General features: G+C 60.0%; 12 protein-coding genes. 5 read left to right on the top strand and 7 right to left on the bottom strand.

Annotated elements, in window-relative coordinates; translation table 11 throughout:
* Positions 1–221 precede the first annotated feature (221 nt).
* Both BLR16_RS16915 and BLR16_RS16910 read right to left on the bottom strand, forming a co-directional pair.
* Positions 222–1,883 carry a bifunctional protein-serine/threonine kinase/phosphatase gene (locus BLR16_RS16915; RefSeq protein WP_003366867.1) on the bottom strand — a complete coding sequence of 554 codons (1,662 nt, stop codon included), beginning with the start codon at positions 1,881–1,883 and terminating at the stop codon, positions 222–224.
* A 7-nt stretch (positions 1,884–1,890) separates the two neighbouring features.
* Complete coding sequence (locus tag BLR16_RS16910; RefSeq protein ID WP_003433035.1) at positions 1,891–3,102, bottom strand: nitrate/nitrite transporter; 1,212 nt, start codon at positions 3,100–3,102, stop codon at positions 1,891–1,893.
* Between the two features lie 899 nt (positions 3,103–4,001).
* Here BLR16_RS16910 and BLR16_RS16905 point away from each other — a divergent pair.
* Positions 4,002–5,249 carry a glycoside hydrolase family 68 protein gene (locus tag BLR16_RS16905; protein ID WP_092194432.1) on the top strand — a complete coding sequence of 416 codons (1,248 nt, stop codon included), beginning with the start codon at positions 4,002–4,004 and terminating at the stop codon, positions 5,247–5,249.
* A 59-nt stretch (positions 5,250–5,308) separates the two neighbouring features.
* On the opposite strand, the gene BLR16_RS16900 is transcribed toward BLR16_RS16905, so the two are convergent.
* Together BLR16_RS16900 and BLR16_RS16895 are read right to left on the bottom strand one after the other, a co-directional pair.
* Positions 5,309–5,884 carry an ANTAR domain-containing response regulator gene (locus BLR16_RS16900; protein ID WP_074808524.1) on the bottom strand — a complete coding sequence of 192 codons (576 nt, stop codon included), beginning with the start codon at positions 5,882–5,884 and terminating at the stop codon, positions 5,309–5,311.
* Positions 5,885–5,898: 14 nt separating this feature from the next.
* Positions 5,899–7,110 carry a CmpA/NrtA family ABC transporter substrate-binding protein gene (locus BLR16_RS16895; RefSeq protein WP_065350071.1) on the bottom strand — a complete coding sequence of 404 codons (1,212 nt, stop codon included), beginning with the start codon at positions 7,108–7,110 and terminating at the stop codon, positions 5,899–5,901.
* 251 nt (positions 7,111–7,361) lie between these two features.
* Here BLR16_RS16895 and BLR16_RS16885 point away from each other — a divergent pair, with 251 nt between their 5' ends.
* Entirely contained in the window at positions 7,362–8,393 is a 1,032-nt protein-coding gene (locus BLR16_RS16885; RefSeq protein ID WP_003346110.1) for a quinone-dependent dihydroorotate dehydrogenase, read from the top strand.
* A gap of 142 nt (positions 8,394–8,535) precedes the next feature.
* Here BLR16_RS16885 and rmf read toward each other — a convergent pair whose 3' ends face one another.
* Positions 8,536–8,751 carry a ribosome modulation factor gene (gene rmf / locus BLR16_RS16880; RefSeq protein ID WP_002553055.1) on the bottom strand — a complete coding sequence of 72 codons (216 nt, stop codon included), beginning with the start codon at positions 8,749–8,751 and terminating at the stop codon, positions 8,536–8,538.
* Positions 8,752–9,339: 588 nt separating this feature from the next.
* Between rmf and rlmKL the strand changes: the two genes are divergently transcribed.
* Complete coding sequence (gene rlmKL, locus BLR16_RS16875; protein ID WP_074808520.1) at positions 9,340–11,592, top strand: bifunctional 23S rRNA (guanine(2069)-N(7))-methyltransferase RlmK/23S rRNA (guanine(2445)-N(2))-methyltransferase RlmL; 2,253 nt, start codon at positions 9,340–9,342, stop codon at positions 11,590–11,592.
* Between the two features lie 202 nt (positions 11,593–11,794).
* Positions 11,795–14,185, top strand: a complete 2,391-nt coding sequence (locus tag BLR16_RS16870; RefSeq protein WP_092194430.1) for a sensor domain-containing diguanylate cyclase — start codon at positions 11,795–11,797, stop codon at positions 14,183–14,185.
* Between the two features lie 55 nt (positions 14,186–14,240).
* Here the strand turns inward: BLR16_RS16870 and dacB are convergent, their stop codons facing one another.
* A complete protein-coding gene (gene dacB / locus BLR16_RS16865; protein WP_003366890.1) occupies positions 14,241–15,707 on the bottom strand; it encodes a D-alanyl-D-alanine carboxypeptidase/D-alanyl-D-alanine endopeptidase in 1,467 nt (488 codons plus the stop codon).
* Positions 15,708–16,045: 338 nt separating this feature from the next.
* Here dacB and BLR16_RS16860 point away from each other — a divergent pair, with 338 nt between their 5' ends.
* On the top strand, positions 16,046–16,390 hold the full coding sequence (locus BLR16_RS16860; protein ID WP_003346101.1) for a YggL family protein: 345 nt from the start codon (positions 16,046–16,048) through the stop codon (positions 16,388–16,390).
* 91 nt (positions 16,391–16,481) lie between these two features.
* On the opposite strand, the gene BLR16_RS16855 is transcribed toward BLR16_RS16860, so the two are convergent.
* Positions 16,482–20,102 carry a transporter substrate-binding domain-containing protein gene (locus tag BLR16_RS16855; protein WP_058396437.1) on the bottom strand — a complete coding sequence of 1,207 codons (3,621 nt, stop codon included), beginning with the start codon at positions 20,100–20,102 and terminating at the stop codon, positions 16,482–16,484.

Genomic DNA, 20,102 nt, shown 5'->3' with positions numbered 1-20,102 from the left:
GGCGTCCCGTCAGTGGCCTGACGAGGACGCCTTTGTCCGGTCCCGTTCGCTCGGGAGACGCAGCCTTCATCGTTGAGGGCGGCGTGTTATGAATTATCTGCCAGTGACCATGCAGCGCTTGTGCCAACTCGGATTTGCCAGCCTGCGCGGTGTGCAGTCGATAACCCTGGCGCTTTCTGCACTGCGTTGAGGCGCGTTGCACAGAAGCGGGGCGCAAGGGCTCAGTGGCGGCCCATCAACCAGATCACCAGCATCAGGTTGAACAGCAGAGAGAGCAACGCCAGTGTTCGCCAGACTTTCAGCGGTTCGCGTTCCAGCAGCGGACGCGGCTTTGCCACCAGCGGACGATGCTCGGCCTGCTCCAGCTCCAGCAACCACTGTTCGGCGGTTTCATAACGCTGGCTCGGGTCGGCGTGCAGTGCCTTGTCCAGGCTTTGGCTCAGCCACTGCGGCAGATCCGGTCGATAACGACTGGCAGGTATCGGTGCGCCGAAGCGACGGTGCTGAAAGGCTTCGATCTCGCCGTAAGGGTATTGCCCTGTCAGCAGGTAGTACAAGGTGACGCCTGCTGCGTACAGGTCCTGTTGCGGATGCGGTTCGGCGCCGTTGAAGGCTTCCGGTGCTATATAACTGGGTGTGCCGGGCAGGTCTTCGGTGTTGACCGCCGACAGGCCCGGGCAGAACGCCAGGCCGAAATCCAGCAGGCGCAACTCGCCGTCGTCGGCCAGCAGCAGGTTTTCCGGTTTGATATCGCGATGGATGATGTTGCGTCGATGCAGCAGGCCCGTGGCCCGTAACAGTCGGGTGGCCAAGTCCTGCCACTGGGCCAGCGGCAACGGCCCTTTGTCGGTGAAGCGCTCGGCCAGTGTGTGCCCGCGATACTCGCGCATGACGTAATACAGATGCTGACGGTCTGGCAGCGGGTGTATCTCGGGAAAAAAACGCCCGGCGACCCGACGCAGAAACCACTCCTCCAGCAGTAAACCCTGACCGGCACCGGTCTCGTCATGACGACTGGCTGGCAGGGTCTTCAGCAGCCAGGGCTGCTCATTGATATCGGTGACTCGATAAACGATGGACTGGCGTGATTGCGCCACGATGCTGACGACTTTCCAGCCTTCGAATGTCTGATCGGCCTTGAGTGCGGGTGGCAGCGGCCATTGCTGCAATTGCAGTAGCGTATCGCCCAGATCGTCCTCGCCGAGCGTGTCGACCTGAATCAGCAGGGCGCTGGCATTGTCCTGACTGCCGGCCAGGTGCGCCGCGCTGACCAGGGTTTTCACCGCCGCGTCGAGGTCGTGCTGTTCGCCCAGAATCGAGCGGATACTTGCATCGCCCAGTGCCGCCCATACGCCGTCGCTGACCAGCAGCAGGCGTTCGCCTTCACACAGCTCGCCGTCCAGGTAATCCATGACCACGTACTGATCCAGGCCCAGCGCACGTTTGAGCACATGCTGCATGTCGGCCTGTTCCCAGACGTGATCTTCACTGATGCGTTTCAGCGTTCCGGTGTGCCAGCGGTAAGCCCGGCAGTCGCCGACATGGGCGAGGGTGAAACGCCTGCCACGCAGTACCAGAGCGCTGAGGGTGGTCAACAGGCCGTTGGCCAGCAGCCAGCGATTCTGCGCCAGCAGCAGGCGATCAAGGGACTGCGCCACGCCCCAGGTTTCCGGCGTGGCGTAATAGTCGAGGGCCAGCGCCTGCAGGGTCGATTGCGCGGCCAGTGCGCCGTCGGCACATTGGCTGACGCCGTCGGCAAGGGCGAACAGATAGCCCTTGCTGGCCGCCAGTGCCGGGACTGGCGTGACCAGGCGCACGGCGTCCTGATTCTCCGCTCGCGGTCCGCTGGCGCTGAATTGAGCGAACTGCAGTTGCAGGGTCATCGGCGCTTCAGACCCGGGCCGCCGTGACCGCGGCCGAACCCCAGGTGGTTCTCCAGCGACGTTTGACGTTCAGCAGGCCGAACCAGGCCAGTATCGCCAGGCCGGCGAACAGCCACAGACCCAACTGGTAGTCGCCGGTGTTCTGTTTGATGCTGCCCAGGCCCGCCGCCAGCAGGAAGCCACCGATGCCACCGGCCATGCCGATCAAGCCGGTCATGACCCCGATTTCCTTGCGGAAGCGCTGCGGTACCAACTGGAACACCGCGCCGTTGCCGGCCCCCAGGCCCAGCATCGCGGCCACGAACAGCGCCAGTGCTGCCCACGAACTCGGCAGGTTGAAGCCCACGGCGGCAATGCCGATGGCGGCAACCGCATACATCACGGTCAGTGTGCGAATCCCGCCGAAACGGTCGGCCAGCGCACCACCCAACGGACGCATCAGGCTGCCACCGAACACACAGGCAGCGGTGTAGTAACCGGCAGTGATCGGGCTCAAGCCATATTGGTCGTTGAAATAGCCGGGCAGGGCGCTGGCCAGGCCAATGAAGCCACCGAACGTCACACTGTAGAAAAACATGAACCACCAACTGTCACGGTCACCCAGCGCCTTGAGGTAGTCCGCCATGGATTTGGGTTTGCTGCGTTGCGGGGCGTTGCGGGCCATCAGGGTGAAGGCGATCAGGGTCAGAACCAGCGGGATCAGTGCCAGGCCGAAGACGTTGCCCCAGCCAAAACTGGCGGCCAGCACCGGCGCGATCAGCGCGGCCAGTACAGTGCCGGAGTTGCCCGCACCGGCGATGCCCATGGCCTTGCCCTGGTGCTGCGCCGGATACCATTGCGACGCCAGGGGCAGCGCGACGGCGAACGAAGCACCGGCCATGCCGAGGAACACGCCCAGTACCAGCACCTGGCCGTAGGTGTGAATGCCCAATTGCCAGGCACCCAGCAGCGCGCCGATGACGATCACCTGGCCGATGATTCCGGCGGTTTTGGGCGACAGCTGGTCGGCCAGCAGGCCCATGAAAAAGCGCAGCACCGCGCCCGCCAGAATCGGCGTGGCGACCATCAGGCCACGTTGCTGAGTGGTCAGGTGCAGGTCAGTGGCAATCTGTACCGCCAGTGGGCCCAGCAGGTACCAGACCATGAAACTCAGGTCAAAATAGAGAAAGGCCGCGAACAGGGTCGGTTTGTGGCCTGCCTTCCAGAAGCTTGTATCCATGTGCACACCTCATCATCTGCTAGTTAGTCAGTCGGGCCATGACCGCGACACGGGTGGTTCAGACGCTGTGGTGGAGTGTTCCGAATGACGGCGACTCCACCGGCCCCTTCGCCGGGGCCAAAACGCAAAAAACGTCGCCTCTCTGTCCACGGGGCGGAAAGAGATGAGCGACGTCTTTGTCGTAAAAGGTGATAGCCGCCGTTGGCTACCGGTGCGATTGCATTAGCAATAGACGGGCCAATGGTCGTGCAGGCGCGTCAGCCATACGTTGCAGGCAGGTTGTATGGCTTTCAGAGACTGCGAGCAGACTGATGTATGACCTCGAACCGGGCGTGGGCCATCAGACGCGCTGCAAAAAAGGGCGTGGCGGCGAAAAGCCAGATAACGGCTTGCACAGTCCGTATCAGTCAACAGAAACAGGCAGTTAACAGGGTTTAAGTATGTTTTATTAAAGTTCAAACTATTTAATATTATTTAATGTGCCATCAGTTTTGCGTGTAAGTACTGTCATTGTGATGCTGTTTCGATACGCAGCTATGGTGGCCTTAATATATATAATTTAATGCGCAGCTCTCACCGTTGTACGATAGCAACGCTGTAAATATTTAATTTACTTTGCGTGGCATCTCTGAGAGCATCGCTTCTGTTGCGACGTGTGACGCTTATTAAAAAAGGTGGTTTCACTTTTCAATCCGGTAATCTGTAGTTGCAGTTTGCCAGTCAATCTCGATAAATGCTTACTTCGAAAGAAGTCATCGGCTACTCGCTCTTTTATCGGCGTCCGGCTGTCCTCGACACCTGAATGCCCGACACACTCTGCACCTCGGCATTGCACGCATGCCTGCCGTGTTGTCTTCCTATACGCGCTGCTTGTACAGGCGCCAGCAAAGGACATCATCATGAGTAACATCAATTACGCACCTACCATCTGGTCCCGTGCCGATGCGTTGAAGGTCAATGAAAATGACCCGACCACCACGCAGCCATTGGTAAAAGCGGACTTTCCGGTCATGAGTGATAAGGTCTTCATCTGGGACACCATGCCGTTGCGAGAGCTTGACGGCACGGTGGTCTCAGTCAACGGCTGGTCGGTTATCGTCACACTGACGGCTGATCGCCACCCCGACGACCCGCAGTATCTCGGCGCCAACGGCCGCTGCGACATCAAGCGCGACTGGGAGGATCGTCATGGACGGGCGCGCATGTGCTACTGGTATTCGCGCACCGGCAAGAACTGGATCTTCGGTGGCCGGGTCATGGCCGAAGGCGTGTCGCCCACCACCCGTGAGTGGGCGGGCACACCGGTATTATTGAATGACAAGGGTGATATCGATCTTTACTACACCTGCGTGACACCGGGGGCGACCATTGCCAAAATGCGCGGCCGTATTGTGACGTCCGATCAGGGCGTGGAGTTGAAAGACTTTACCCAGGTCAAAAAACTGTTCGAGGCCGACGGCACTTATTATCAAACCGAGGCGCAGAACTCGACGTGGAACTTCCGCGACCCGAGTCCGTTTATTGATCCCAATGATGGCAAGTTGTATATGGTCTTTGAAGGTAATGTGGCCGGTGAACGCGGTACGCATACCGTTGGCGCTGCAGAACTTGGCCCGGTGCCACCCGGCCATGAAGAAGTGGGGGGTGCGCGTTTTCAAGTGGGCTGTATCGGCCTGGCAGTTGCGAAAGATCTCAGCGGAGAAGAGTGGGAAATACTACCGCCACTGGTGACTGCGGTGGGCGTCAATGACCAGACTGAACGTCCGCATTATGTCTTTCAGGACGGCAAGTATTATTTATTCACCATTAGTCACAAGTTTACGTATGCCGACGGTGTGACCGGGCCGGACGGCGTTTACGGTTTTGTGGGCGAGCATTTGTTCGGGCCTTACCGGCCGATGAACGCTTCCGGACTGGTGCTGGGCAATCCGCCTGCACAGCCATTCCAGACGTACTCCCACTGTGTGATGCCCAACGGCCTGGTGACTTCGTTCATCGACAGCGTGCCCACCAGCGGCGATGACTACCGTATCGGCGGCACCGAGGCGCCGACGGTCAGAATCCTGTTGAAGGGCGACCGCTCGTTCGTGCAGGAAGAGTATGACTACGGCTACGTCCCGGCGATGAAGGATGTGCAGTTGAGCTGACAGGCTGCGCCTCTGTAAACGGTGAAGAACGCCTGTGCGGGCAGGCGTTCTTCCTGGCTTCAGCCCAGCAGTTCGCTCATTGCGATAATCTGCTCGGCCACCTGAATCAGCTTCTGCTGACGACTCATTGCCTGACGTCGCATCAGCGTATAAGCCTCTTCTTCGTTGCAATCCTTCATCTTCATCAGCAGCCCCTTGGCCAGTTCGATGCGCTTGCGCTCGGCCAGTTGCTGATCGCGGGCATGCAGTTGCGCACGCAGCGCCTGATCGCTTTCAAAGCGGGCCATTGCCACATCCAGAATTGGTTGCAGCCGTTGTGCCTGAATCCCCTCGACGATATAAGCGCTGACCCCGGACTTGATGGCCTGGCGCATCACGCCTGGATCGTGCTCGTCGGTGAACATCGCGATGGGACGTGGCTGGTCGCGGCTGACCAGCACCACCTGCTCCATCACGTCGCGACCTGGCGATTCAGTGTCGATGAGGATGACGTCCGGGCGCACGGCTTCGACGCGTGCGGGCAGGTCGATGATCAGGCCGGATTCGTCGATCACTTCGAAACCGGCCTCTATCAAGGCTGACTTGAGGCGACCGACCTTTTTGGCGGTGTCATTGATAAGCAGGATACGCAGCATGGTCACGTTCTCCGTCAACGACTGGCCACAGCGGGCGCGTCGTCGGCCAGCGAATGGAGCTTGAAGCTACGCGCGTAGCCCGCCGGATCGCTGCCGTCCCAGATCCTGCCATCGATCAGCTGACTGCTGCGCATGGTTGCGGCGGGTACGTCGATGCCCAGCGCGCTGGCCGCCTGACGGTACAGGTCGAGTTGCTGGACGCGACTGGCGACCGCCAGGTAATCCGGGTCTTCGCGCAACAGGCCCCAGCGTCGGAACTGGGTCATGAACCACATGCCGTCGGACAGCCAGGGGTAGTTGACCTGTCCTTGGGCATGGAAGCTGACCGCGTGAGGGTCTTGCCAGCGATTGCCGAGACCGTCGCTGTACTGACCGAGCAGGCGCGGCTCGATGCAGTCCACTGAGGTGTCCAGGTAATCGGCACCGCTGAGAAGTTGTGCGGTGCTGCGCCGGTTATGATCGTTTTCCTCGATGAAGCGGCTCGCTTCCAGTACGGCCATGATCAGCGCTCTGGCGGTGTTGGGGTTCTGCTCGACGAACTCACGGGTACAGCCCAGCACCTTGCCCGGGTGATCCGGCCAGATCGACTGGCTGGTCGCCATGGTGAAGCCCAGTTGCTGCTGAACGGCGCTGGCACCCCAGGGTTCGCCGACGCAGAAACCGTCGATGCGCCCAGCCTGCAGGTGTTGCGCCATTTGCGTGGGCGGCACCACGACACTGGTCACATCATCGAGCGGATGAATGCCCTGACTGGCCAGCCAGTAGTAGAGCCACATGGCGTGGTTGCCGGTGGGGAAGGTCTGCGCGAAGGTCAGCCTTGATCCGCTTTGGTGCGCGCGTTTGTCCAGTGCTTCAGGAGTGATCACGCCCGCCTGCTGCAACTCGCGGGACAGGTTGATGCACTGGCCGTTCTGGTTGAGCCCCATGAGGATGGCCATGTCGGCCGCCGGGCCACCGCTGATGCCCAGTTCCACCGCATAGATCAGGCCGTACAGGCTGTGTGCCGCCTGCAACTGCCCGCTGACCAGCCTGTCGCGCAGCCCGGCCCAGGAGGTCTGACGCTCGAGGTTCAGGCTCAGGCCGTAAGGCTGGGCGAAACCCTGAGTGGCCGCGACCACCAGCGGGGCGCAGTCGGTCAATGCCATGAAGCCCACGTCCAGGCTGTTCATTTCCGGGGCGTCGCTACCGGCCACCCAGTCCAGCGCATTACCGGTTCGTTCGTTCATCGCGCGTGCTTCATCAAAGGTCCGTCCAGAAAAAAGGCGTCGTCCGACCCATTGCAATGCAAGTGTCGAAGCGACGCCGTTGTCCATGCACCGCTCCGCCTTTGGAGTGAGTGCCGATAGCGGTTTCAAGCAAGGCATATGCCATCGCCGGGGAGGGGCGAGCAACAAGTTTGTCGCGCGCCTCGCCTGACAGGCCCGCACACGTCTATAATCGCCACCCTGAATTCAGCTGCTCACGAGCCCATCCCGCCATGTATAACCTGGCCCGCCAGTTACTGTTCAAACTTTCCCCGGAAACCTCTCATGACCTGTCGCTGGACCTGATCGGTGCAGGCGGACGGCTGGGCCTCAATGGCCTGCTGAGCAAGTCCCCGGCGAAGTTGCCGGTCAGTGTGATGGGCCTTGAATTTCCCAACCCTGTGGGGCTGGCAGCCGGCCTGGACAAGAATGGTGCAGCCATCGATGGCTTCGCGCAACTGGGCTTCGGGTTCGTCGAGATCGGCACAGTGACGCCACGTCCGCAGCCGGGCAACCCCAAACCGCGTATTTTCCGCCTGCCCAACGCCGAGGCGATCATCAATCGCATGGGCTTCAACAATCTGGGTGTCGACAACCTGGTGTCCCGTGTCGAAGCGGCAAAATATCGCGGCGTTCTGGGCATCAATATCGGCAAGAACTTCGACACGCCGGTCGAGCGTGCGGTCGACGATTACCTGATCTGTCTGGACAAGGTCTATGCCCATGCCAGCTACGTTACGGTCAACGTCAGTTCGCCCAATACGCCGGGGCTGCGCAGCCTGCAGTTCGGCGACTCGCTCAAGCAACTGCTCCAGGCCCTGAGCCTGCGCCAGCAGGAGCTGACGCAACGGCATGGCAGGCGTGTGCCGCTGGCGATCAAGATTGCCCCGGACATGACCGACGAAGAGACCGTGCTGGTGGCCGCAGCCCTGATCGAGTCCGGTATGGACGCAGTCATCGCCACCAACACCACGCTTAGCCGCCAAGGCGTCGAAGGCCTTCCGCATGCTGATCAGGCAGGCGGCTTGTCGGGCGCGCCGGTTCGGGAAAAAAGCACGCACATCGTCAAGGTCCTGGCCGGTGAGCTCGCGGGGCGTCTGCCGATCATCGCCGCAGGCGGGATCACCGAAGGCCGACACGCCGCCGAGAAGATCGCCGCGGGGGCCAGTCTGGTGCAGATCTATTCGGGGTTCATCTACAAGGGCCCTGCGCTGATTCGCGAGTCGGTGGATGCCATTGCGGCAATGCCTCGCGCCGCACGCTGAGCCCGGGATAAAAAAAGGGGCTCTGCAAGAGAGCCCCTGGGCGTTGGCCCGCCGCCCGGGTCGGGCGTGCATGGTGCAGGTGTGAATCAGTCAATCATGTGTGTGGCCCGACAGAGGCCGAAAGTCTTTGATGTGAATCGCCTCATCCGACCGCGTGAAGTTCGTTGAGTCTGTGGATGCCCGCAGTGCCGGTCATACCGTCCCAGTTGTCGCCGCGTCCTTCGCGCCAGCCATTGATCCATGCCTGGCGTACTGACGGTAGAGTAAAAGGGCAAAGCTCACGGGATTTACCATGAACGCCGTATTGATATCCGCGTAAAAATGCTCTTTCCAACGGATCACGCTTAAGTCTTCTCATAGGGTAATGCCCTCGTCTGTTGACTGTAATATCCCTGAGACCCCGTGATGAGGTCGGGCAGAATCTTCTGCCGTTGGGGCCCGCTGCCGGCGTCGCGGGCCTTGATGCCATAACCATTGCGGCGATGACCTGAGACGATTTCTAACCAAAGCGCAGGGCGGTGTGAATGATCGTTTTGTCATAAGCACGTCACATTCAGGTCTGTCGAGCAATAAGCGATGACCTGTTTCAACCATGATTTTTTCTGCAGCCCCTTGAACATGGGCGTTTGCAGGCTAATTGAAATCGCTTATCAGGCTCATATACTGGCTCAATGCCTTGGCTGGTTAAGCGACGAAGGGTCATGATCGGCGCTGCACACATGTGACTTTTCAAAAGACCACTTTTGATTGCGTGCCTTATTGCCGACATCGACTTGCCTGATATCTGTTCTAATACGCGCCAGAGCTGCCGCAATGACATGACAGGATCATGCGGTGGACCGGCACACATCACGTGCCACGCAGGCGTTCTCCATGAAAGACGCCTGTTCAAATCTGGCAGGGCAATGCGTTGCCCGCCGCAGACGGCTCAGGCCTTGGAATACACATGTCGGATCGCTACGAACTTTTCCTCACTTGCCCCAAGGGCCTCGAAGGCCTGCTTGCCGAGGAAGCCACTGCGCTGGGCCTGCAAGAGACCCGCGAGCACACTTCAGCCATTCGCGGCTCGGCCGACATGGAGACCGCTTACCGGCTGTGTCTCTGGTCGCGACTGGCCAACCGCGTGTTACTGGTGCTCAAGCGCTTCCCGATGAAGGATGCCGAAGACCTCTACCACGGCGTACTGGATGTCGAGTGGCAGGATCATCTTGAATCCGACGGCACCATTGCGGTGGAATTCAGTGGTCATGGTTCGGGCATCGATAACACCCATTTCGGTGCATTGAAGGTCAAGGATGCGATCGTCGACAAGCTGCGTACTCCGGATGGCGAGCGTCCTTCGGTCGACAAGATCAACCCCGATCTGCGCGTGCACCTGCGCCTGGATCGCGGCGAAGCCATTCTGTCCCTCGACCTGTCCGGGCATAGCCTGCACCAGCGCGGTTACCGTCTGCAGCAGGGCGCTGCACCGCTGAAGGAAAACCTCGCCGCCGCTATCCTGATTCGTGCTGGCTGGCCGCGCATCGCTGCCGAGGGCGGCGCGCTGGCTGACCCGATGTGCGGTGTCGGTACGTTTCTGGTCGAGGCCGGGATGATCGCCGCCGACATCGCCCCGAACATCAAGCGTGAACGCTGGGGCTTCTCGGCCTGGCTGGGCCACGTCCCGGCGCTGTGGCGCAAGCTGCACGACGAAGCGCTGGCCCGCGCAGAAGCCGGGTTGGCCAAAACACCTTCGTGGATTCGCGGTTACGAGGCTGATCCGCGACTGATCCAGCCGGGACGCAACAACATCGAACGTGCTGGTCTGAGTGACTGGATCAAGGTCTATCAGGGCGAAGTCGCGACCTTCGAGCCGCGTCCCGACCAGAACCAGAAAGGTCTGGTGATCTGCAACCCTCCGTACGGCGAGCGCCTGGGTGACGAAGCCAGCCTGCTGTATCTCTACCAGAACCTCGGCGAGCGCCTGCGTCAGGCCTGCCTTAACTGGGAAGCTGCGGTGTTCACCGGCGCGCCGGACCTCGGCAAGCGCATGGGCATTCGCAGCCACAAACAGTATTCGTTCTGGAACGGCGCCTTGCCGTGCAAGCTGCTGCTGATCAAGGTCACGCCTGACCAGTTCGTGACCGGCGAGCGACGCACCCCCGAGCAGCGTCAGATCGAACGCGAAAACCCGGTCGAGGTTGACGTCGTTGAGCGCAAACTCAACAAGAACGGCAACCCGATCAAGCCGGAACCGGTGGTGGTCGAACAGGCGCGCCTGAGTGAAGGCGGGCAGATGTTTGCCAATCGCCTGCAAAAGAACCTCAAGCTGATGGGCAAGTGGGTACGTCGCGAGGGGATCGATTGCTACCGCGTGTATGACGCCGACATGCCTGAATACTCGCTGGCGATCGATCTGTATCACGACTGGGTGCATGTTCAGGAATACGCCGCACCCAAGTCCATCGATCCAGAAAAGGCGTCAGCCCGGCTGTTCGATGCGCTGGCGGCCATTCCGCAAGCCCTGAACATCGACAAGAACCGCGTAGTGATCAAGCGTCGCGAGCGTCAGAGCGGCACCAAGCAGTACGAGCGCCAGAGCGCCCAGGGCCAGTTTCTGGAAGTCAGCGAAGGCGGCGTCAAGCTGCTGGTCAATCTGACCGACTACCTGGACACCGGGCTGTTTCTCGATCACCGGCCGATGCGCATGCGTATTCAGCGCGAGGCGGCCGGCAAGCGCTTCCTGAACCTGTTTGCCTACACGGCGACGGCCAGTGTGCATGCTGCCAAGGGCGGTGCGCGCAGCACCACCAGCGTCGACCTGTCGCGGACCTATCTGGACTGGGCGCGTCGTAACCTGTCGTTGAACGGTTTCTCCGACAAGAATCGTCTCGAGCAGGGCGACGTGATGGCCTGGCTGCAGGCCAATCGCGACGAGTACGACCTGATCTTCATCGACCCGCCGACGTTCTCCAATTCCAAGCGCATGGAAGGCATTTTTGATGTCCAGCGTGATCAGGTCGAGCTGATCGATCTGGCCATGGCGCGTCTCGCACCGGGAGGCGTGTTGTACTTCTCCAACAACTTCCGCAAGTTTGTGCTTGATGAAAACCTGAGTCAGCGTTACGCGGTCGAGGACATTACCGCGCAAACCATCGATCAGGACTTCGCCCGTAACGGCAAGATCCACCGCGCTTGGAAAATCATGGCGCGTAGCTGATCCGGTGCGCGATGAACTGATCGGTAATGGTCCGTTCATCGCGCCTCGCGATACCTCCTGCACTCGCTTGCATGCCCGTGCAGACAGACCAACGGATCGTCCTGAAACCGCCATAAGCCTATGAAAATTACTGGCGAATAGCTATAACAGAAGTCATAGCCAGCCTGACGCTTCCGTATGTTGGCGTCATGAGTTTGTGTGTATGACAGTGAAACGGTTCAAGCTGAGAATTCTGAGTTTCATCAATGGTCAGCGATCAGCGTGGCTTATCGCGGTTCTGGTATTGCTGGTCGGTACGGCACTTACGATCATGCTGGCGCTGGCCGATAACGAGTTGTATCAGCGCCAGTTGCGTCAGCGTTTCGACATGGTTGCCGCGGAGCGCTTCAGTCGCCTGCAGGAGCGTCTGGACCGGCAGGTCACCCGGCTCGACACGTTGGCTCGCTTCTTTATCTACTCCCATCAGGTTGAACTGTCCGAATTCGACGGGTTTGTCGCGCCATTGCTGATTGGCACCCAGGCGTATGCCTGGAACCCGAGGGTGCTGCAGGCCGAGCGTGCAGCCTTTGAACGACAGTCGCGTGAGGAAGGATCGTCCGGGTATGCCATACGCGAGATGGATGAAAACGGCGCCTTGAAAATCGCCGCCGTGCGAAATGAATACTTCCCGGTTCGATTCATCCAGACCCTCAGCAACATTCCAACGCCAGCGGGCTTTGATATTGCTTCCGAGCCGGTGCGGCGTGCCGCTCTGGAGCGTGCGCGGTTGCTGAAACGAACGGTCGCAACGCCTCGTATTCGCCTGCTGTCCCTGGAGCCGTCCGATACCTACGGCATTTTGCTGGTCGCACCGGTGTTCTCGATTGGCCAGCCGGTTCCGCAATTGAGGGGCTACGTCACCGCAGTGATCAGCCTGACGCAATTGATGAACGTTGGAACGGCGGAGCAGGACAACCTTGCCGTGACCATGCTCGACCTCAGTTCGCCAGAAACGCCCGAGCAGGTCTACCAGTCTCCGCTCCCCGCAATACGCAATCAGCTGTACGCCAGCAGCCTGCTGAGCCTGGGCGACAGGGATTATCTGGTCGAGGTTCGCCCTACGCAGATTTTCAGTCTGAATAACCAGATCATGATGCCCGGTCGGGTGCTGTGGCTTGGAGGACTTTTGAGCCTGATGCTCAGTGCCTTGCTCTACAGCCTGATCAGCCAGCGTCAGCGCGCCTTGCAACGGGTGGCGCAGCGTACCCGCGAGCTGCGCCAGCGCGAGCAACAATTGAGGGCTGCGCACGGTCAACTGCGCAGTGTGCTGGATGCGGCGACAGAAGTGGCAATCATCGCGACCGATCTGGACGGGCTGATCAAGACGTTCAATGTCGGGGCACAGAAAATGCTCGGCTATGCACAGGAGGATGTGCTGGGCAGGTTTCGCCTCATGGACTTTTATCAGTCTGCTGATCTGGAGGCCCGAGCGAGCCGCTTGAGCAAAAGCCGCGGGCAACCGATCAGCGCCTCGCAACTGATGTTTCTCGACGCCGTGCAGGATGGTAACCACCCTTCGCAGGAGTGGACCCTGCAGCGCAGCGATGGCAGCACGCTGGTGGTGAATATGCTGGTCACCGCGGTGCGTGACGATCAGGGGCTCTGGACCGGGTATCTGGCCGTGTGCATCGACGTTACCGAGCACAAGCGTGTCAATCAGGCCCTTGCCGAGCAGGGGCAGTTGCTGAAAAAGCTCGGCTCGCAAGTCCCAGGCGGTATTTACCAGTACCATTTGGCCGTTGATGGCAGCGCGCGTTTCAGGTACGCCAGCGCCGGCATGTGCGAGCTGTTCGAAGTGGATGAAGAGCAGTTGCTGGGCGACTCTGAAACTATCCTGCAACGCATACAGCCGGTGGATCTGACACGGGTCAAAAGCTCCATTCTGATCAGCGCCAAACACCTGACACCGTGGAGTCAGGAGTACCGCGTCGATCTGCCACGCAAGGGTTTGCGCTGGCTACGCTCGGCGTCGACGCCTGAGCGCCTGGCCGATGGCAGCGTGCTGTGGCATGGCTTTGTGTCCGATATCACCGACCTCAAGCGCGTCGAGCAGGAGTTGCGTGCGCTGTCGGTCACTGACGTGCTGACCGGTGCCTATAATCGGCGCTACTTTCAGGACCGGATGCAGTCCGAGCTGAAAAGAATCGACCGGCACGGCGGTAACCTGTCGGTCATCATGCTCGATATCGATCACTTCAAACGGATCAATGACCGCTTCGGGCATGCCGCAGGCGATCAGGTGCTCAAGGCCATTTCGGAAAAGATCAGCCAGCGGCTGCGCAGCGATGATGTGTTCTGCCGCCTGGGTGGCGAAGAGTTCATGGTGATCTGCCCGGGAACGCGCGGTGCCCAGGCCTATCAACTGGCACTGAGCCTGCGCGATGAACTGCGCAAGCAGGTTATCGAAGGCGTCGATCAGGTGGTCACGGGCAGCTTCGGGATCGCCAGCTGGCGCGAGGGTGAGGGTGTCGACGCGATGTTGCTGCGCGCCGACTCGGGTGTCTATGCGGCGAAACAGGCCGGTCGCGATCGGGTCGAGCCCGAGCAACGCTGATGAAGACAGACCCGCTGCGACAGCGGGTCTGTTGTTGATGGCCAGTATCGGTTGGTTATTGCTGGATCGAGACCGTGGTGTTGGTCAGCTTGGGCTGCCGATACAGATCGATCAGTACCTCGTCGAGTATCGAGGATGCGCCGAACGGACGCGGGTCGTTGAGGATCGCCACGACTGCCCAGGTGTTGCCATTACTGTCGCGGCTGAAGCCGGCAATCGCGCGTACGGTATTCAGGGTGCCGGTCTTGATGTGCGCCTCGCCCAGCAGCGGGGTGCGCTTGAGTCGCTTGCGCATGGTGCCGTCGAGGCCGGCCAGCGGCATCGAGCTCATGAATTCGGCCGCATAGGGGCTGCGCCAGGCCGCTTGCAGGATCACCGCCATTTCACGCGCGCTGACACGCTCGGCCCGCGAAAGCCCGGAGCCGTTCTCCATGACCAGATGCGGCGCAGTGATGCCTTTCTTCGCCAGCCACTGACGGATGACACGTTGCGCGGCCTTGCCGTCGTCACCGTCCGCTTCGTTGCGGAACTCTTCGCCCAGGCTCAGGAACAGTTGCTGGGCCATGGTGTTGTTGCTGAATTTGTTGATGTCACGAATGACTTCCACCAGGTCCGGTGAAAAGGCCTTGGCCAGCAACTTGGCATTGCCGGGCAGCACGCCAACGCGGTCCTTGCCCTGAATGGTGCCGCCCAGTTCCTGCCAGATGGCTCGCACTGCGCCGGCCGCGTAGGTCGGATGGTCCAGCAGTGACAGGTAGGTCTGTGAGTTGCAGCCATTGCCCAGCTGGCCGGTGACCGTCACGTTGACGCTGCCATCGGCCTGGGTGACCGGGTTGTAGCGCACATCCCCGGTGCATTGCTTCGAGGCGCTTGCCTTGACCTGATTATCAATGCGGATACTGGCAATCGGCGGCTCGACCGAGACCAGAATCCTGCCATCGTCATTACGGGTCACGAATCGCAGCGCCTTGAGGTTGACCATAAGCGCGTCGGGTTTGACCAGAAACGGCTTGTTGTCGTCATTGCCGTCATCGTTGAACACCGGCAATTGCGGTTGCACAAAATGACTGCGGTCCAGTACCAGGTCGCCGGTCACCTGCTGTACACCGTTGGCGCGCAGGTCACGCATCAGCAGCCAGAGCTTTTCCATATTCAGCTTGGGATCGCCACCGCCCTTGAGATACAGGTTACCGCGAAGCACGCCATTGCTCAGAGTGCCGTCGGTGAAGAATTCGGTTTTCCACTGATGGGTCGGGCCGAGCATTTCCAGGGCCGCATAAGTGGTGATCAGCTTCATGGTAGAAGCCGGATTGACCGATACGTCGGCGTTGAATACGGTCGGCGTGCCCGGGCCGTTAAGCGGCAACATCACCAGCGACAGTGCGTCATCGCTGAGTTTGCTGGCTTTCATAGCCTGTTGAACCTTGGGGGGCAGCGTGGTGTTGATGACGGCGGCGTAGGAGGGCAGAGCCAGGGGCAAAAAAAGTGACGCGAGCAACAATGGACGTAGCGACTTGATCATTGACTAAAACCCTACTGCAAAGAGGGAAACGAAAAAGAGGGCATGGATGAATTCCCTCGGTAACTATTGCAAATGGCGATTCGATTTCGATAACTATAGTAGTGAATGCGCGGCGGGCTTTTTTTGTAACACGCAATGCCACGCATGAAACGAGTCGCATTATGCCCCAAGCGGGGCAGGCTTGTGACCGGGGAGTAAGCCGGTAAATGCTATTTTTTATTGATTCGGCATCGCCGGCTGCTGCAAGGCCGGATATCCATCACCCGCTGTAATTGTCGGGCTTTTAAATTGCCAAGCTGGTAAAGTGCCGCCCGATATTTATTGATGAGGATTGTCCCATGGCCACTAACCGCTCCCGCCGTCTGCGCAAGAAACTGTGTGTGGACGAGTTCCAGGAATTGGGTTTCGAACTGAACCTGGACTTCAAGCAAGAGCTGGACGACAAGGCAATCGATGCTTTCCTTGACGCTTTCCTGAAAGAAGCAATGGAAGCCAACGGTCTTGGCTATGTGGGCGGCGACGACTTCGGTCTGGTTTGCCTGAGCAAGCGTGGCTCGGTCAGCGAAGAGCAGCGTGCTGCTGTCGAAGCCTGGCTCAAGGGCCGCAGCGAACTGACAGAAGTCACTGTCAGCCCGCTGATCGACGTCTGGTACCCGGAAAAAGAAATCAATCCGGCCGCCTGATGTAGCGGGAAGCAGGCAAGCGCCTGCTTCCCTTGCCTGTTCCCGCGTACCCTTTCGTACATACCCTCGCCGTACCGTCTTCAGCGCTCGCTCAGTCAGGCTTTGCCTGTTGCAGCATCAGTGCGTCCTCAAGCTCGATCATGGCCAGTTCGACCGCCTGCTGGCAGGTGCGGAACTGTTCATCCGGCGTGTCCGGTTCGCAGGCCAGTTCGAGCGCATCACAGGCGTCGACCACCCTTGAAGCCTGGATGATCCGCGCTGCGCCCTTGATCCTGTGCGCCAGGTCACGGGTTTTCTGACGATTTTTTTCCGGCATCAGTCTGGCGAGCAACAGCCGGTCTTCGTGGTTACTGTGCAGCAGTTGCGCGAGCAGGCGCTCAACCATTTCAGGACGGTCACCGGTCAGGTTGCTGACGCTGTCGAGGCTGAAGGGCAGGGCCCGCGGGGGCGCAAGCGGGGCAATGGCTGCCAGCCGCTCGCTGAGCATCGAGAGGCTGATGGGTTTGAACAGGCAATCGTCCATGCCTGCTGCCCGGCAGCGTTCTATCTCGTCGGGCTGCGCGTTGGCCGTGAAGCCCCAGACCGGGCAGCGTTGGCGTTCGCAGGCGCGCTCCTGTTCGCGGATAGCCGCGGTCATGTCGTAGCCGTTCATGATCGGCATGTTGCAGTCGGCGACGACCAGATCGAAGGTATCGGTCTTCCAGCGCTCGAGCCCTTGCGCGCCGTTTTCGGCCATTTCGCAGTGATGGCCTAGAAAGCCGAGCTGCTGGCAAAGCAGCAGTCGATTGGCCGGATGATCGTCGACGATCAGGATTCTGAGTGCCTGATGAACGACGGCTGCCGGTTGCGCAACGACGGGCTGCCCGGTCAGCGCTTCAAGTGTGGTCAGCACCAGGTTCATGCTGATCCGGGTACCATGCCCCGGTGTGCTGTCGAGCGAGAGATTGCCGCCCATCATCATGCACAGGCTGCGGCAGATCACCAGCCCGAGCCCGGCGCCGGTACGCGCCATTTGTCCGGTGTTATCGGCCTGAGCGAACGGTTCAAACAGGCGTTGCTGGTCTTCGACACTGATGCCGATGCCGCTGTCCTGAACGGTGATGTGCAGATGCAGCAGTTGCGGGTCCGGACTTTCGGCTGCCTGCAGTACGACCTTGATCCGCCCCATCGGGGTGAACTTGATGGCATTGCTGACCAGGTTGGACAGTATCTGTTTGAAGCGCAGCGGGTCGATCAATACGTCGGCATTGATCCTGCTGTCCAGTTCCAGTACCAGCTCGAGGTCCTTCTGCCGCGCCAGACCGTCGAATACCCTGAGCACCGATTCCACCAGACGACGCAGATTCGCCCGCTCGGGGTTGAGTGACAGCCGCCCGGATTCGATGCGGGCGATGTCAAGGATATCGCCGATCAGGTCGAGCAGGTCGTTGGCCGAACTGTAGGCGACTTCGATGGCGGAGCGATCCAGTTCGCCGTGATCGGCACGTTTGAGCGCCAGTTCCAGCATGCCGATCACTGCATTCATGGGCGTGCGGATTTCATGGCTCATGGTGGCAAGGAAGGTGCTCTTGGCCCGGCTGGCGGCGTCGGCCTGCTCCTTGGCAGCCTGCAAGTCCTCGATGAGCTGGCGACGCTCGCTGATGTCGATCCAGCCACCGATGATGCCCTGCACTTCGCCCAGAGAGTCACGAAACGGCAGGATCCAGTGGTAGATGGTCAACTGTCGATCGCCAATGCGCAGAGGGCGGTCGAGGATCAGTGCGGTATTGCTGGCCATGACCCGCTGATAGTCGGCAGCATATTCCCGGGCTTCGAAGGCATTGCCCAGCACCCCTTCGGTGGCGCTCTTGCCGATGATGTCCTCCCGTTGCGCGGAGAAAACCCTGAGGTAGCTGTCATTGCACATGCGCAGCATACCTTCGCGATCCCGTACGTAGATTGGATGCGGTGTACCCTCGACCAGCGCGCGCATGAATTCGAACTGATCGCCCAGCGCTCGTTCCGCAGCCTCGCGCTGACGTATCTGCCGGCGCATCCAGGCATTCCAGGCCAGCAGGCCCAGCAGCAACAGGCCTGCACCCACCACAATCTGATAGATCAGCCGCTCATAGTCATGCCAGTTGGCGCGTGAGGGGGTGTAGACGCGCCATCGGTTGTTGATCGCTGCCAGATCCTGCGGCGCGATACTCGCCAGCGCCTTGTCGAGAATCGAACTCAGCTCGATGGCATTGCGTGAGGTCGCCATCGAAATCAGCGCCGGATCCTCGCCGACGGTGGCGGTCATCTGCAAACGCTCCTCGAAGATGCCGGAAGACAGGAAATAGTCCGCGCTGAGCAGCGAGATGACCGCACCTTCCGCTCTGCCCAGCGACAACATGTCCAGCGCCTGGAATGGATTGTCGATCTCCAGCGGCACGACCCTGGGGTATTTGCGGCTTAGCCAGTCCAGCACCGGGCTGCCTTGGGTGATCGCCAGACGCTTGCCGTCCATCTGCTCCAGATAGCTGGGGGCACCCTGGCCCTTGTGGGTGACCAGCACGAACGAGTTGTCGATGTAGGGGCGGGTGAAGCTCAAGCGGTCCTCACGCGCATCACTGGACACCAGCGCGCCGATCATGTCGGCCTGGCCTTCGCTGACCTGATTGAGCATGTCGGTCAGGCTGGGCGAGCGTTTGACGTCGAACCTAAGCCCGGTACGCAGACGCACCAGTTCGAGCAAGTCTGCGGTGATGCCGCGAAAGTTACCCTTGGCATCGAAGAATGTCAGCGGCGCATACGCTTCGTTGACGACCACGCGTACGGTCGGGTGCTGCGCGATCCAGCGTTCCTCGCGTTGCGTCAGTTGCAGCTTCTGGTCGGTGAGCATCAGGTCGCTGCCCGTGCTCCAGCGTCTGGAAATATTGATGCGTTCATCGACGGGTATGGCTTTCAGCGTCTGATTGATGATGCCCAGCAGTTGCGTGTTTTCGTTGCTGACCGCGAAGCTGAAACCGTTGGGCTCGTGCTGGCCGAAATTCGACATCTGCACGTTGTTCAGATAACCCTTGTTGATGATGTATTGGGTGGAAATCGTATCGCCCAGAAACACGTCCGCCTGATTGAAAGCGACTGCGTTGATGGCGTTCTGAAAAGAGGGATAGGTTTTCAGCGTTGCGCCTGGATAGGACGCTTCGACCTCGGCAGGCGGCAGGTAGTGATAGACCATGCTCAGCCGCATGCCTTTCAGGCCCTCGTTCAGGGGGCGGGTGTCTCCGACCCGGGTGACCAGAACGGGTTGATCCACCGAGTAGGGCTGCGAAAGCCTGATGTTTCGATCGATGGCTTCAAAACCGTTTGCGGTACCCAGCAGATCGATCTGGCCTGCGGCAAGGGCCTTGATCGCCGCATCACGGGTTTCGAAACGCTGAACCCTGACGGGCAGGTCCAGCGCATCCGAAATGATCCCTGCATAATCGGCAGTGATGCCTTCGTAATCGTTACCCGACATCGTGATATCAAAGGGCGGGTAATCGGGGTTCGAGGTGCCGAGAATCAGTTCGCGTTGACCGCGCACCCACTGCCACTGGTGACTGTCCAGCTTCACATCCATGTGCGCCGGGCTCGAGCGACCGAGCAGGGTATAGTGATCGGCCGCATGAGGACCGGCCTCAGCACCCCAGCCTGTGCACAGGCTTGTAGCCAGTATTAATAATTGTCTGAAGCGCTTGGGCAT

This window comes from Pseudomonas sp. BS3767 (assembly GCF_900099665.1).
GTDB lineage: Bacteria > Pseudomonadota > Gammaproteobacteria > Pseudomonadales > Pseudomonadaceae > Aquipseudomonas > Aquipseudomonas cerasi.
This window is presented reverse-complemented; position numbering and strand designations above follow the sequence as displayed.